This is a genomic window from Flavobacterium sp. W1B, assembly GCF_047344965.1.
In the GTDB taxonomy this organism is placed as follows: domain Bacteria; phylum Bacteroidota; class Bacteroidia; order Flavobacteriales; family Flavobacteriaceae; genus Flavobacterium.
In genome coordinates, this window is sequence record NZ_CP178845.1 from 336548 (window position 1) to 350978 (window position 14431).

Annotated in this window: 13 protein-coding genes; 4 read left to right on the forward strand and 9 right to left on the reverse strand. The window is 35.3% G+C overall.

The features are described from left to right. Positions 1-164: 164 nt before the first annotated feature. A complete protein-coding gene (locus ACMDB5_RS01485) occupies positions 165-1034 on the reverse strand; it encodes an ABC transporter permease (protein ID WP_413999271.1) in 870 nt (289 codons plus the stop codon). Between the two features lie 308 nt (positions 1035-1342). Here ACMDB5_RS01485 and ACMDB5_RS01490 point away from each other — a divergent pair, with 308 nt between their 5' ends. Beyond that, positions 1343-1519, forward strand: coding sequence for a histone H1 (locus tag ACMDB5_RS01490; RefSeq protein WP_413999272.1), 177 nt, complete (start codon positions 1343-1345; stop codon positions 1517-1519). A 258-nt stretch (positions 1520-1777) separates the two neighbouring features. Here the strand turns inward: ACMDB5_RS01490 and ACMDB5_RS01495 are convergent, their stop codons facing one another. The 6 genes from ACMDB5_RS01495 to ACMDB5_RS01520 all read right to left on the reverse strand — a co-directional run bounded on the left by ACMDB5_RS01495 (position 1778) and on the right by ACMDB5_RS01520 (position 9600). Next, a complete protein-coding gene (locus tag ACMDB5_RS01495) occupies positions 1778-3733 on the reverse strand; it encodes an SDR family NAD(P)-dependent oxidoreductase (protein WP_414000348.1) in 1956 nt (651 codons plus the stop codon). A 196-nt stretch (positions 3734-3929) separates the two neighbouring features. Continuing rightward, complete coding sequence (locus tag ACMDB5_RS01500; RefSeq protein ID WP_413999273.1) at positions 3930-5069, reverse strand: DegT/DnrJ/EryC1/StrS family aminotransferase; 1140 nt, start codon at positions 5067-5069, stop codon at positions 3930-3932. A gap of 402 nt (positions 5070-5471) precedes the next feature. After that, a complete protein-coding gene (locus ACMDB5_RS01505) occupies positions 5472-7775 on the reverse strand; it encodes a DNA topoisomerase 3 (RefSeq protein WP_413999274.1) in 2304 nt (767 codons plus the stop codon). Positions 7776-8182: 407 nt separating this feature from the next. Beyond that, positions 8183-8437 carry a hypothetical protein gene (locus tag ACMDB5_RS01510; protein WP_413999275.1) on the reverse strand — a complete coding sequence of 85 codons (255 nt, stop codon included), beginning with the start codon at positions 8435-8437 and terminating at the stop codon, positions 8183-8185. A 10-nt stretch (positions 8438-8447) separates the two neighbouring features. Next, complete coding sequence (locus tag ACMDB5_RS01515; RefSeq protein ID WP_413999276.1) at positions 8448-8843, reverse strand: DUF5675 family protein; 396 nt, start codon at positions 8841-8843, stop codon at positions 8448-8450. 1 nt (position 8844) lies between these two features. Further along, on the reverse strand, positions 8845-9600 hold the full coding sequence (locus tag ACMDB5_RS01520; RefSeq protein ID WP_413999277.1) for a hypothetical protein: 756 nt from the start codon (positions 9598-9600) through the stop codon (positions 8845-8847). 638 nt (positions 9601-10238) lie between these two features. On the opposite strand from ACMDB5_RS01520, the gene ACMDB5_RS01525 reads away from it, so the two are divergent. Then, the gene (locus ACMDB5_RS01525) at positions 10239-10403 is read left to right on the forward strand and encodes a hypothetical protein (protein ID WP_413999278.1); all 165 of its coding nucleotides are present in this window, start codon (positions 10239-10241) and stop codon (positions 10401-10403) included. A gap of 101 nt (positions 10404-10504) precedes the next feature. On the opposite strand, the gene ACMDB5_RS01530 is transcribed toward ACMDB5_RS01525, so the two are convergent. Both ACMDB5_RS01530 and ACMDB5_RS01535 read right to left on the reverse strand, forming a co-directional pair. After that, positions 10505-11017 carry a hypothetical protein gene (locus ACMDB5_RS01530; RefSeq protein WP_413999279.1) on the reverse strand — a complete coding sequence of 171 codons (513 nt, stop codon included), beginning with the start codon at positions 11015-11017 and terminating at the stop codon, positions 10505-10507. A gap of 146 nt (positions 11018-11163) precedes the next feature. Next, positions 11164-11613 (reverse strand): SRPBCC family protein, encoded by a 450-nt coding sequence (locus ACMDB5_RS01535; RefSeq protein WP_413999280.1) that lies wholly within the window; start codon positions 11611-11613, stop codon positions 11164-11166. Positions 11614-12431: 818 nt separating this feature from the next. Here ACMDB5_RS01535 and ACMDB5_RS01540 point away from each other — a divergent pair. Together ACMDB5_RS01540 and ACMDB5_RS01545 are read left to right on the forward strand one after the other, a co-directional pair. After that, a complete protein-coding gene (locus ACMDB5_RS01540; protein WP_273483184.1) occupies positions 12432-12563 on the forward strand; it encodes a hypothetical protein in 132 nt (43 codons plus the stop codon). Positions 12564-13759: 1196 nt separating this feature from the next. Then, a complete protein-coding gene (locus ACMDB5_RS01545) occupies positions 13760-14314 on the forward strand; it encodes an REP-associated tyrosine transposase (protein ID WP_413999281.1) in 555 nt (184 codons plus the stop codon). Positions 14315-14431 lie beyond the last annotated feature (117 nt).

Genomic DNA, 14431 nt, shown 5'->3' on the forward strand with positions numbered 1-14431 from the left:
TTTTATTTGTCATTTAAACACTAACTATCTGTTAGTGATTTAAAAAACAATTATTTATGATTAATTGTTTTTTCCTAATATTCATCTAAATTTTCATTTTTATCCGTTAGCTGAAGGAGTCAATTAAGGCGTGAATATGGGGAATTACAGGTAACTATTCACTATTAGACCGTATCAATAAAATTCTTCTCTGTCTTATTAAAGAACAATAGTCCTGTAAAAAACACCATTATCGTTACCAAAAGAGTATAAGTTAATCCTAAGATCGAAATCGTTCCCACGTTCAGTAACATATAACGGCTAGTTTCAATAACATAAGCCAGCGGATTATAAGCGACCAGCCAACCGTAATCAGGAATTTTCTCCTTGATTAACGCCATAGGATAAACCACTGCCGAGAGATACATCAGCAACTGCGTCCCAAAACCAATCAGATAACTTAAATCCCTATATTTGGTCACCAATGATGATATAATCATCCCCAAACCCAGTCCTAAAACCCCCATCAGGACAACCAACAAAGGGAAGAATAAAACCAAAGCGTTCAGACTTATCCTGGCTCCTTGAAAATAAAAAAACAAGTAGAAAACAATAAAAATCAAAAACTGGATTCCGAATTTCAACAAATTAGAAACCACCACCGAAAGGGGCATGATGATTCTGGGAAAATAGACTTTGCCAAAAATAGAGGCATTACGCTTAAACGTATCAGAGGTATCATTAAGACAAGATGTAAAGTAATTCCAAACCGTTATCCCAGCAAGATTAAAAAGAAAAGGAGGAACAACTCCTGTACTAATCCCTGCAACCTTATTAAAAATAATAGTAAATGTAATAGAAGTCAATAAAGGTTGAATCAGATACCAAAGCGGGCCTAAAATCGTTTGTTTGTACACCGTAACCACATCTCTTTTTACAAAAAGTAATAGCAAATCACGGTATTGCCAAACCTCTTTGAAGTTGAGCGAGAAGAAGCTACTTTTGGGTGTTATCTCAAACAACCACTCAGCATCTGTGTTATTGGTAGTATTCATTGTCTAGTAGGATTAAAACCAATTTATCATGGAGCCCTTTTTTATACAATCTGAATCATTACCTAACAAATATAAGAATTTTAGCTTAACATCAACAGTAACAGCTACAAACCTATATCATTTTTTACTTTTATTACTTCCAAAAAGCTTTAACCAAGCTCGAGGAAGAAAAATGTTTTACTGTTTACAGCATAAAAACAAGATGCAGCTTTATACTATATTCTAAAACATTATGAATTTTAACACTAACTCAGTTGTAGTTTAGGCGCAAACTTTTATTTTTGCCATTCATTTAATATATTAATACTATGAAAGATTTATTTGAAAAAATCAGTAGCGAAATCGAAACATTCAAAACAGAAGCTGAACTACACATCGAAAAAGGAAACAAAGCAGCCGGAACAAGAGCTCGTAAATCAACTTTGGATCTAGAAAAACTTTTGAAAGAGTTTAGAAAAGTTTCTGTAGAAGAATCTAAAAAATAAGTCTATTATTTAGTACAAAAGCCGTTTCATAACAAAATATGAGACGGCTTTTTTATTTAGAGTTATTGATACTAAAAGAACAATAGCAAACAATTTTACTCTTAAGTACAAAGTATTAGCTATTACTTTTTTATCATATAAAATTTAAGATTCAGCAACCCAAGCATAGCAAATAGGCGAAGCAATCACCTCTAAAACAATAAGGTTATTAACTAAAAAATTAAAAACTAGTTTATTAATCTAAAAATCAATTAAACATTATTTACTCAATACTTCTTTATCCAATACCTCATAAGCAGAATTCATACTTATAAATTCAGGTACAATCTCTTTCATTTTTGAAACGATATCATCATTTTCAAAAAAACGAGCAATCCCTATCAGCTCATCAATAGCTAAATGCAATGGTCCAAACTCCTCTTGAATTTCTTCGGCAATCATTATTTTATCATGATGGGTAGGCATTGTTTTAGAAGTATCATTAAGCAATTCCTCATATAGTTTTTCGCCTGGTCTTAAACCTACAATTTTTATCTTAATTTCTTTTTCAGGAAGGAATCCTGCCAACTTGATCATCTTTCTGGCCAAATCAATAATTTTGACCGGTTTACCCATATCAAAAATGTATATTTCTCCTCCTTTTCCCATGGCACCCGCTTCCAAAACCAATTGACAAGCTTCTGGAATAGTCATGAAATAACGAATAATATCAGGATGAGTGATAGTTAGTGGCCCTCCCTCAGCAATTTGCTTGGTAAATAAAGGTACAACAGAGCCGTTCGATCCTAAAACATTTCCAAAACGAGTCGTAATAAATTTTGTGGCATGCGATACATTCTCCGCTTTATTTTTCAACTGTAGAGATTGCACATATTTTTCAGCAATCCTTTTACTGGCCCCCATAACATTACTCGGGTTAACCGCTTTATCGGTAGACACCATCACGAATTTTCTGACACCATATTCACATGATAAATCAGCCAAATTTTTAGTCCCCTCTATATTGGTAAGGATCGCTTGCGAAGGATTCTCTTCCATCAAGGGAACATGTTTGTAAGCAGCAGCATGAAAAACGACTTGGGGTCTATACGATTTAAAAACAGCTTTTAAAGCTTCCTTGTTCCTTATATCTGCAATTATCGTCTCTAGCTTAGAATCGCTGTTACAACTTTGAATCTCTAAACATAAATGATGCAAAGGCGTTTCGGCCTGATCTAATATAATTAACTTTTTAGGATTAAAACCCAATACTTGTCTTGCAATTTCACTTCCTATAGATCCTGCTGCCCCAGTAATCAATATGGTTTTATCCTTCAATTGTTTCGAAATAGCTTTGTCGTCTAACACAATAGGCTTTCGCTCAAGTAAATCTTCAATTTCAATGTTTTTAATCTTTTTAGAAATTTCTTTTTGATTTTCCCAATCTGAAATCAACGGAACAGTATATACCTTATAATTGAATTCCAAACATTGATCAACAATAAGCAATTGTTCCTCTTTAGATAGGCTTTTATCGGCAATAATAACCCCTTCAGCACCAATGGAACGCATCAAAGTGGGCAATTTTTTCTTCTGTGCCAAAATAGGTAAATCCAACATCCTCTTGGTTGAATTTTGATTATTTACATCAACAAAAGCAACAATTTTAAAACGGGAAGGGGTTTCAAATTTTAAAGCATTCGCCACTGAAATTGCATTGGCATCCGTACCATAGATGATGGTGCGTATTAATTTCTCTGTCCCATTTTCCGAAAAATAAAGTTCGAAAGTTTGTTTTATAACAACCCGATATAAAAACAGTCCACAAAAAGAAAGAACCATATTGATAAAAAGGGCCGTATTTAACATTGCTTTTTCTCCAGTAAAAAATTCAAAACCCAAATTAAAAAGAAAGAAAAAAATCAAAACGGAAGACTGTGAAAACAATAACTTCACCGCATCTATATAGGAAGAATGTCGGATAATCCCCGCATAAGTCCTAAAAAACCAAAAAGTAAAAAGATTAAACCCTATAAGAGAAAAAACATAAGTTGTTCGATCGAAACCAACCATGTATTGCAGCCCAATCCCGTTTATAATAAGCTTTGTAAAAACAAAGGCAAATAACAGGACGATAAAATCGATAGCAAGAATTATCCATCTAGGCAAATAGCCTAAATTTTTAATGTTAAATCTTAAACTCTCTCTCGAAAAAAAAGTTGACGTTTGTTGCACTGAATCTGGCTTGGTACTATCGCTCAAAGTATTTTTTTTTAAGATTAATATCTTTTAATTATCCAAAAATAATCTTAAAAAAATTGAAAAAAAAATATAATTACCTCAATTTTATTCAAAATCCGAATAAACAAAAAAGAGATGGATCGCATTAGTCTCTATTAATCTAATTTATCAATAGAAACTCAAATCAATCTTATTGCCCAAATAATTCAAATACAACCGCTTGAATCCTCGAACGATCTTCATTTGTAAGATTAGATCCCGAAGGCAAACAAAGTCCATCTCTAAAAAGCGATTCAGCAATATTTTCACCATAATAAGGATAGTCGCAAAAAATGGGTTGCAAATGCATCGGCTTCCATAAGGGGCGAGATTCAATATCAGCCTTTTCAAAAGCCAGCCTCAAGACTTCCCGATCAATCCCTTTGACTACATCAGGGGCTATTAGAATCGCTGTAAGCCAATAATTAGCAAAATAATCGGAATTAGGCACACTAAACACCTTTACTTCTTCAATATTCGCGAATAAATCGACATAAAAATCATGCATTTCTCTCCTTAAAGCAATACGCTGCTCTAACACTTCCATTTGGCCGCGCCCAATACCCGCACAAATATTACTCATCCTGTAATTATAACCTATTTCGCTATGCTGATAATGTGGCGCATTATCCTTAGCCTGAGTAGCCAAAAAAACAGCCTTATTCTTTAAAGCTAGGGATCGAGTCACAATAGCGCCTCCACCAGAAGTTGTAATAATCTTACTTCCATTAAATGAAAAAACCGCAACATCTCCAAAAGTACCACATTGTTGCCCCTTGTAGCTGCTACCCAGAGCTTCGGCACTGTCTTCAAGAATAGGAATTTCATATTTATCGGCAATTGACCGCACAGCATCAATCTTATAAGGGATACCATACAAATGAACCGCAATAATTACTTTGGGTTTTTTGCCTTTGGCAATAATTTCAATTATAGCTTCCTCAAGCGCAATTGGACATAAATTCCAGGTTTCGATTTCGCTGTCAATAAAAACAGGAGTTGCTCCAAGATATAAAATAGGATTAGCCGAAGCCGCAAAAGTCATACTCTGACAAAGTACAACATCACCAACTTCCACTCCCAACAAAATTAAACCAAGATGAATGGCCGCTGTACCCGAATTTAAAGCAGCAACATGTCCGGAACCTAAGTAGTTTTCCAATCTTTGCTCAAAAAAAATCAAATTAGAACCCATCGAAGTAATCCAATTCGTATCAAATGCCTCTTGAATATATTCCTGTTCACTTCCCCCCATATGAGGAGCCGAAAGCCAAATCTTGTTTCTTGCCATCTTTCTAAAAAATAAAAACCATGGAATTTATGCTAAGCTAAAATAAGGAAAATTTTCGCATTTCGTCCATTCGACTGATTTTTAACGATTGAGAATAACATTCTGGCTATTAAATTTTATATCTATTAAAACTAATAAATCCTGTTGTTTTTAAGTAATTTAACTGTTCTTTTATGATCAATCAAATTCAATAAATAATTTTCTGCATCTGATATTGCTATAAAAAACATTCATTTCATTATTTGAATTATACTTTTCAAATAGTGACGAAAGTATAATTCAAATGCTTCGATTTACACCTAAAGTAAGTAGGAATTGTCAGTTGTTCCCCTCGACAGGCTGAGAGCTTCATCGGTTTTTGGTTTGGGAATTGAGAGACGAAAATACAAGGTCGCAACCTTCTTAGCTACTTTGGTTCAAAATAGTATAAACCAGTTCTTTGGTGGGTTTTTGGTCTTTTAACTTTTCCCTTACTAGTTCAAAACTTACTTTAAAATCACAACCTGATTTATAATCACTACAACCATAAGCTGTTTTTCCTTTCAAAACCATTCCTTTTTGGCATTTCGGACAGGCTAATGAATCTGATGTTACTTTCACCGCTGTTTTCGTCATTGTTTTTTTAGCTTCTAATTTGAGTTTGAAGTTTTCATCAAAACGCAGCAAACCTTCCACAGTGCCGGCATCGAATTTAAAGTCTTTCAAATTTACCGTACACCCTTTTTGAAGCAATCGCAAATATTGATTCTCTGATATCTTTTTCTCTGCAAAAGTAAAGGGCAATACAAAATCACAGCCTGCATTATAAGCGCCGCAGCCATAGGCCGATTTCCCCTTTATAAGGCTTGCCTTTTTACATTTCGGACAGGATTCAGCCGTAATTCCACCGGCTTTCTTTTTCTCAACAGCAATCTCTTGTTTTTGAATGCTTCCCGCATGCGAAATATTGGCGCGAGTGCTTTCACTTCGCACTTCATACACCAGAGCATCTACCATGCGCTTCATATTGTTGATAAAAGCCGCAGCGGTAAAAGTTCCCTTTTCAATATCTTTCAGCTGCTTTTCCCAAGAACCCGTAAGTTCAGCCGACTTTAATAAATCATTTTGAATGGTGCCAATAAGCTGAATTCCCGTTGGCGTTGGCAAAACCTGTTTTTTGTTTCTCACAATGTACTGGCGCTTAAACAGCGTTTCGATAATATTGGCTCTTGTAGATGGACGTCCGATACCATTTTCTTTCATCAATTCGCGCAAATCTTCATCATCTACTTGTTTGCCGGCAGTTTCCATAGCACGCAGTAAAGTCGCTTCTGTAAACTGATTGGGTGGTTTCGTTTCTTTTTCTAAAAACGAAGGTTCGTGCGGTCCTTTTTCGCCCACAACAAAACTGGGCAATATATCAGCTTCTTTTTCTTTGGCGTTCGGGTCCTCAAAAACAACCCGAAATCCCTTTTTCAAGATTTCTTTTCCGGTGGTTTTGAATAGCACATCGGCAGCTTTCCCAATTACTGTCGTATTGGCTACCAAACAATCATCATAAAAAACCGCAATAAAACGCTTTGTAATAATATCATATACCTGCTGCTGATTGTATTGCAAATTTGCCTGAATCCCTGTTGGAATAATCGCATGGTGATCCGTGACTTTTTTATCATTGAAAACCTTAGTCGATTTTTTAATCTTCTTTCCTAAAAGAGGTTCCGTCAACGAGGCATAATTAGTTAGCTTTTGAAGAATTCCGGCTACTTTTGGATAAATATCGTTTGGTAAAAACGTGGTGTCCACCCTTGGGTAAGTGACTACTTTTTGTTCGTACAAGGTTTGGGCAATTTTGAGTGTTTCCTCTGCCGAAAACCCAAACTTGGTATTGCAATATACTTGCAATCCTGTTAAATCAAACAGTTTAGGCGCAAACTCATTCCCATTCTTTTTTTCGACAGCAACAATTTCAAAATCACTTTCCTTGACCTTATTGGCCAAAATTTCACCATCTTCCTTTTTCAAGAAACGCCCTTCTTCATAACTAAAAAGTGTTTCTCTATATAAGGTCTGCAACTCCCAGTAGGCTTGCGGTACGAAATTCTCAATTGCAGCAAAGCGGTCCACAACCATAGCCAGTGTCGGTGTTTGCACTCGCCCTATAGACAATACTTGCTTGTAACCGCCATGTTTTACGGTGTACAAACGAGTAGCATTCATCCCCAATAACCAGTCGCCAATGGCTCTTGAAAATCCTGCATAGTATAAATTATCGTAGTTGCTTGCTGGTTTTAAGTTTTCAAAACCCTCTTTAATGGCTTCGGTAGTCAACGAGGAAATCCATAAGCGTTTTACCTCCCCTTTATAATTGGCTTCATTCATTACCCAACGCTGAATAAGCTCTCCTTCTTGTCCAGCATCCCCACAGTTGATGACCAACTCCGCTTTGTCAAATAAACTTTTTACAATTTTAAATTGCTTTTGGATACCGGAATTCTCCACCACCTTGGTTTCAAATTTTTCGGGAAGCATCGGTAAGTTATTCAAATCCCAACTTTTCCAATAGGACCTATAATCGTTGGGTTCTTTTAAAGTACATAAATGGCCAAAAGTATAGGTTACGATATAGCCGTTGCCTTCGTAATAGCCATCACGTTTAGTATTGGCTCCCAAAACGGATGCGATTTCGCGTGCTACACTTGGTTTTTCGGCAATACAGACCTTCATTTTATCCTATTAATTTGAAGCCGCAAATTAAGAATTTAGAAGTTGATACTCCAAAGAAATTATCAGGAGTTATGAACGAATTCAGGCAATGGTTTGAGTCATTGCTGCAATGAAATAACTGATAACCGATAACAGACAACTCAATTTAAAAACAACAAAAGCCCATTCCTTGCGGTTTAGGCTTTTGTTTCAATCAACTCAATGGCATTACAACCTGAGTCAAACTAGGGTTTGCGCTTCTTAATTAAAAATTTGAGCAGTACAGATACTATAAAACTGACCAGAGCTCCAATCGCAGCCAATAGTGCAGTTTTCAAGATATCCTCCGAATGCAAATTTGGCACCACACTCAAAAAAGTACCGCCAGCGGTATTTATCTTGGTCGAAATATCAATATGCATTGATTCTCAAACTTTAGTATTGCTAGCACCCATTCCATTCGAAGAAATAGGAACATCCTCATTGCTGGTTGTAATCTGACTTACTGCCGTAAGCACACCACCGGCAACAGCAAGATAACCTCCAATAGTCCCCACTACAATGGGTAAAGCTATCGGTGCTGTCAAAATAGTTCCGCCAACTGCAGCCAAGACCAATCCAATATTTCGAAGCACTTTGAAAAATTTTGGCGTTGGAGCTTTCGCTCTTTTTAGTATATTCATAATTTAAATTTTAAGATTGAACAATTAAACACACTTCCTCATCACGATCTAAAACTTTATAAACCAAATCTTTCAATTTATAAAATGCTTTGCGCGATTTAAGTCCCAAACCAGCTCCAGAAAATTGAGTTACAGGAGCAATACAGCCATTTAATTCTAAAAGAGCATTATTAGCAGGATGCACCAAAATAAACTTCCTGTTTACAACATTTACAACCTCCAAATGCCATTTAAATTTGTTACTGTAACGTCTTCTAATAAAATACTTGCCTTCTGGAATGCAAGAAACTCTTGCCTCATTTTGCTTCCAAGGCAATTCAATGCAGTTGCAAATAAATCGACCCGCACATTCAAGTTTCCCATTCGTTCCATCAGAGAAATAAGTCCTAGATAATACTAAAACCATTTTACAATCCGTTTACCAGAACCAGAGCCAATGGATTATAGGAGCCATTTTTCAACGGATACATCCTACCATTAACTTCTTGGTAATATTCAACTCCTAGTGCCAAAAACAAAGGGCTCACGCTGTTTGGAGTTACAGTATTCAACTGTTGAATAATGGCTGTTGGTGTAGTGTCCCAAGGAACAATGGCCGTTTCTGAACTCGCAACAACAAATGTTTCTGCCTCAAAATTAATGGCTGCACCTGCCGAGATAATTTTAAAATGGCTGGTTCCACCAGGAGCGGCAATCATATTCGCTGGAATAAAGGAAGCAATGTCAACAGAAATTTCACCACTAACCCGATCAATTGTTCCTACAAAAGGAGCAAACAAACTAGTCCCTAATTTCCCTCTAACATTAAACTCAAATCCCAAAAGTAATTCCGCCTCTCCATCAATTACATTACGCAATCCACGCTCATTTACTAAATCCGCCTGAATAACTTTAATCATCGCCTGAGTCAATCTTCCCACCATCCTACTGTCTGCGGAATTCAAAAGCAAGGTCCGCAAAGCTGTTCTCAAAGTCTTACCGGCTTTACCTGCCCGGCCAAATTCAGCACCATTTTCTCGCGTTCGCTGAAACGCAGGATCGTTAGCAATTCGACTGCCTTCAACTCCACCCTTCTCCCGAGCCAAATGCCCGTCTTTAGTTTTGTAAAAAGTAATATCCCCGATAGTACCTTTCAATTTAATTATGCCTTTCTGTCTTGCCATAATTCCTAAAATTTAAGTTTAAAATAATTCAACTACTCCCTCATTCCGAATATACGTTGCAACTAAATCTTGAATGATTTCTACCAAAGTTTTCATTAATTAATCCACATTTCAAAAACCAACGGTCAATAACGGTACTAAAAAGCACATAACTACCTATTTTAGTCACTTCCTAACTGATTATTTTTCATAACTTTACAAAACAAAACCTCGCTATCGAGGCTAATTAAAAAACCGCGATAGAGACACATTAAAAACAAAAGGGTGATTGCAACGAACATCAGGGTATGTATTTATCCCAAAGATGTACAACGGATTACTGGTAAAACCTATAGGCAAGCAAGGTTGTATCTCAATAAGATCAAAACCAAGCTGAATAAAGAACCACATCAACTAATTTCAATCGAGGAATTTTGTGTGTATTCAGGGCTTCAAATAGAACATGTTTTGCGTTGTATAATAGGATAAGAGTTTAAGGCAATTAAAAGAGTCAAATACTTCCACAATAAAGCAATACTAGTTCAATAGCTAGTTCAGCCACAAGTTCAAAATCCCCTACAGCAGTATCCCTTTCAGGGCGGAGGTTGCTATTAGTCAAAGTAGATTACTACTTCCCTACCCTCATCAAAATGGCTAAGATGCCATCTATTCCGAATCCATCTTACACCAACTCCAAAGACCCTCAGTACAAAGCTCCGCAAAAAATCAAGGAGGATGTGAGTATAACACATAGCCAACCCTACCCGCAGGAATTTAATCTACCCAAGGCATCGAATGAATCCGAAATAATAGATTTCTCGTAGCAAAAGAACATTAAATAGCTACAAATACGAGACAAAAAAGCAACGCTTTTTAGGATATCTGATTAAAAAACGGCTACCAAAAAACCATTAGTACCTGCCACTTACTTTTTCTTTTCTTCATCAACAATTAGTTTCAAAGAATTGATATAATCAGTATCAAATTCTATAACTCTTATTTTGTTTGGCTTAAAACTCATTTCACCCTCAAATTTCCCTTCGGTTCCCAAAAAATCTACTACTAGTTCTTCCTCATTTAGTTCTAGGAGCCTCCCAAGATAAACCGCTTTATCTGACTTTTTTGTAATCTGAAAAATCTCATATTTATCCGCTAGAAAATGTATAATGGAAGACAAATCTTTAAGCGGAATTATTTCCTCCGCACTTGTTTTTAAACCTTTAAGCTTAATTACTCTTTCTGTGAATTCATGATCTTTGTCTTGAATAATTGACTTTACATTTTTGTTTTTTAATATCGTATAACCATCAATTATAAAATCAACAGGGTTATTCTTCAGTAAAATCCAATCTTCAGTCCAATCAATAAGAAAACCACTAAAAATTTCTTTTTTGTCGTCAAATTCTATTGAAATTAATTGTCGTAAGTATTTTTCCATTATGTTTTTTTAAATTTCGAGAGCTGTTTACCACAGCATTCATTTTTGGCTTTACAGCAACCTTAGCCGTTGGCAACAGTATTTCTTTGTCCTGCCTTGCTGTTTCCAAATAAACAGCTGTCCACAAAAAACAGTCACTAAACCATTTAAGTATCCGGAATTTCCGGCTCAACTAATTTTGCCAATTTCTCTAATGATTCCTGCCAACCTAAATAACACATCTCTATTGGTATAACTACAGGAATACCTTCTTGAATAATTTTAAGTTCTGTGCCGCAAGAAACCTTTTTGAGCCAAACCGAAGTAATCATTTCACCAGGCAAATTCGGGTCTTCAAATTTGTCAGTATATTTAATAAATTCATTCGGCTTCAATTCTAGGTAGCTCCCCCCAAAGGACTGTCCATTTCCTGTTGAAAAATTAATAAAAGACATTCGGTAGGTCCCGCCTTCTTTTACGTCCATGTTATGAACAACACATAAAAAACCATAGGGCGGAATCCATGATGCCATCGCATTGGCATCAGTAAATGCACGATAAATTTTTTCGGGAGATGCTTTAAGAACCCGGTGTAAGGATACGCTATTATTTGCCATAGTATTGATTTTTAGTTAGTGATTAGTAGTTTAACATTGATAAAAATGTCCGCCGATAATGGGTTTAATTCCCCCTTTGGTATGCATTTCTAAAGTTATCTTTATGTCGTCAAATGATAGATTCAAAAACACTTGTTTCATTCTCATCTTACTTAATTCCCAATTAATCCACTCATTACTGTGCCATTCCAATCTGCATTTCTTACACAGCCTTTTCGCCTTCTTAAGTAATACTTAAAGATAATAATCTTATACAAAAAAAGAGCCTCTCCGCTTCTTTTATTTCTTACGTCTATATCTTCCAGCTGCCGTTACAGTAACTATTTCTCCTAAACTCAGGAATCTCCCCTCTCAACTATAGACCAAAAAGCCAAGCCATAATAAACCCCATTATTTCATACCTCAAATAGGACAACGATTCACCACTCACTATTCACCACTCACTAAAAACTCATCCTGAGCTTGCCGAAGGACACCACTAACTATTCACAAAAACTCCCCTATTCAATTCCGGAATTACACACTATACTTTTAGTTTCAAAATTTTATATTCTATAGTTTTGTAGTAAAGCATCGTAAAGTTATTCACTACTTTTGAGAGGGGTATATGTTGGTTATTTTTCGAGTATAAAATTCCCTTCCAAATGGCTTGTTGGAAAAGCTGGAAACAACTTTTGTTCGCCGTAGACATTGAACATATAAATGTTATTCTATCTTTTTCCAGCTTCTCCATCCGCTAAAACAAATAGATAAATAGATTTTTTCCTACTTTAAAATAGATTATATTTGAAATATATAACCAACTGAAATTTAAAATTATGGCACTTAAACCAGGACCAAAAAGAATAGCAGATTCAACAGGAAAACCTGACCAACGTCAGCGTGACAACAAAAGCACACCAGGAAATACACCCTCGTTGAAACCGTCTAAAAGTTCAGAAAAAAAATAAATCTGTAATTATTTAATGGACGGATTTTAAAAACGTTTACATCATGAACCTATCATTAATTTGATAGGTTTTTATTTTTATTAATTAAAAAACGTTTAGAAAATACGCAAAGTCTTATCCATTGTAAAGTTTTCAAAAAGGACAAAAAAAGTTTTGACGGATTTGTTCCCCTCACAAGCCCTATAAAATCTACAATCTCTATTTTTGAGAACGAAGCATCAAATCATAAGTTTTTGATTTGGTGCTTTATAATTTTCAATATTCTGAAATTTTATGTCCTTTTTTATTTTGTGCCTCAAAATCACCTTCGCTGAAAAGAAAGTTACATAATGTAACTTATAATCTATACAAAGATTCGTGATTTTGCCAATAAATGATTTGGGGTTTTTAGTTTTTAATATTGTGAAATTTTGTGTCCTATTTTATTTTGACCCACAAAATTACCTTCGCAAGATGAAAGTTAAATGATGCAACCATCAATCTAAATAAGCATTATTTAAGTAATTAATAATATAAATGAACATGATGAATAATTTCGCACTATTTTTAGGCTTTGTTCTGATAATAACCTCAATGTTTATGGCATTTCCAGAAAGAGCAAAGAAAGCTACTCAATGTTTAATCCAATTAGTTCGTGCCTTGTGTATCAGTAATTTTTTTCAGGCAATGGCTACTTATTTCAAACAAAAAAAATGAAAATATTATCTATTGAAAATGAAAAATATTACATGTGAATCCCCTGGCTGACGTATGCATCTCGCTTTTATCTACAAACAAAATCAATTAAGAAAATTGAAGCTTTCCCACAATTAGGACAGTTTTTAAAGGCTAACAGCCACAGTGTAAATGGGCTCCCTCCACGAAGTGTTCCTATCTACGCTACGGCAAATGTCTCATGACTTTACATTTTTTAAAATGTTCTTAAAAGCCGTAAACATAATAAAAGCCTCCTAACTTTTTCCGAAAGTATCTTTAATAATTAAATGTTTTTCAGGCAATTATAAAAAAAGCCCGATCGCGCGGATTTGCAATCCGTGCCCACAAAAAAAGCAACAGAATACAACCCGCAACGCTGAGCCACAAGCATAAGTCAGGTACAATCTATATTAGCAAAGCAGATTTACCAGAAAAGAAGTAGAAAAAAGATGTAATAGTTTTATTTACAGCTTTTATTGTATTTTTAAATTAAAAAGAGCATGTCAACAAAATACAAAGCAACAACAACAGATCAAGCTTATTTTATAACCATAACTACTGTAGGCTGGGTGGATATATTTACCCGCCTCAATCAAAAGCACAATGTTGTTAATGCGTTGCAATATTGTCAAGAAAAAAAAGGACTTGAGATTTATGCCTATTGCATTATGCACAGCCATATCCATTTAATGTGTAAAGCCACGAATGGCTTTGTTCTATCGGATGTTATGCGAGATTTTAAAAAATATACCTCAAAGAAAATTATTCAAACTATAATCGAAGAGCCGGAGAGCCGCAGGGAGTGGCTTTTATCCTATTTTAAAAAAGCATGCGAACATTTAAAACGGGATCAAAGCTATAAAGTTTGGCAGGATGGCTATCATGCAGAAATAATAGAAACCAATTGGTTCATAAAACAAAAGATCGATTATATTCATAATAATCCTGTAAAAGATAAAATAGTTGCTTTGCCTGAGGACTACTATTTTAGTTCTGCAAGAAACTATGCGGGTTTAGAAAATGAATTGAAGGTCTTGGAATTGGATTTGTTTTAAATAGTTGATATACTGCATACTTGATATACTGTGCGGGCACGGATTGCAAATCCGCGCGATCGGGTCATTTCTGCTTTCATTCTTAAACAACTTAGGTGTCATCCCAAAATAAACAGC

What these genes read in the sequence shown, in the direction of transcription:
- ACMDB5_RS01505 (WP_413999274.1), bottom strand. Translation starts at nt 7,775, where the DNA reads ATGAAGGTCTGTATTGCCGAAAAACCAAGTGTAGCACGCGAAATCGCA.
- ACMDB5_RS01515 (WP_413999276.1), bottom strand. Translation starts at nt 8,843, where the DNA reads ATGGTTTTAGTATTATCTAGGACTTATTTCTCTGATGGAACGAATGGG.
- ACMDB5_RS01485 (WP_413999271.1), bottom strand. Translation starts at nt 1,034, where the DNA reads ATGAATACTACCAATAACACAGATGCTGAGTGGTTGTTTGAGATAACA.
- ACMDB5_RS01540 (WP_273483184.1), top strand. Translation starts at nt 12,432, where the DNA reads ATGGCACTTAAACCAGGACCAAAAAGAATAGCAGATTCAACAGGAAAA.
- ACMDB5_RS01525 (WP_413999278.1), top strand. Translation starts at nt 10,239, where the DNA reads ATGCCATCTATTCCGAATCCATCTTACACCAACTCCAAAGACCCTCAG.
- ACMDB5_RS01490 (WP_413999272.1), top strand. Translation starts at nt 1,343, where the DNA reads ATGAAAGATTTATTTGAAAAAATCAGTAGCGAAATCGAAACATTCAAA.
- ACMDB5_RS01530 (WP_413999279.1), bottom strand. Translation starts at nt 11,017, where the DNA reads ATGGAAAAATACTTACGACAATTAATTTCAATAGAATTTGACGACAAA.
- ACMDB5_RS01520 (WP_413999277.1), bottom strand. Translation starts at nt 9,600, where the DNA reads ATGGCAAGACAGAAAGGCATAATTAAATTGAAAGGTACTATCGGGGAT.
- ACMDB5_RS01510 (WP_413999275.1), bottom strand. Translation starts at nt 8,437, where the DNA reads ATGAATATACTAAAAAGAGCGAAAGCTCCAACGCCAAAATTTTTCAAA.
- ACMDB5_RS01535 (WP_413999280.1), bottom strand. Translation starts at nt 11,613, where the DNA reads ATGGCAAATAATAGCGTATCCTTACACCGGGTTCTTAAAGCATCTCCC.
- ACMDB5_RS01545 (WP_413999281.1), top strand. Translation starts at nt 13,760, where the DNA reads ATGTCAACAAAATACAAAGCAACAACAACAGATCAAGCTTATTTTATA.
- ACMDB5_RS01500 (WP_413999273.1), bottom strand. Translation starts at nt 5,069, where the DNA reads ATGGCAAGAAACAAGATTTGGCTTTCGGCTCCTCATATGGGGGGAAGT.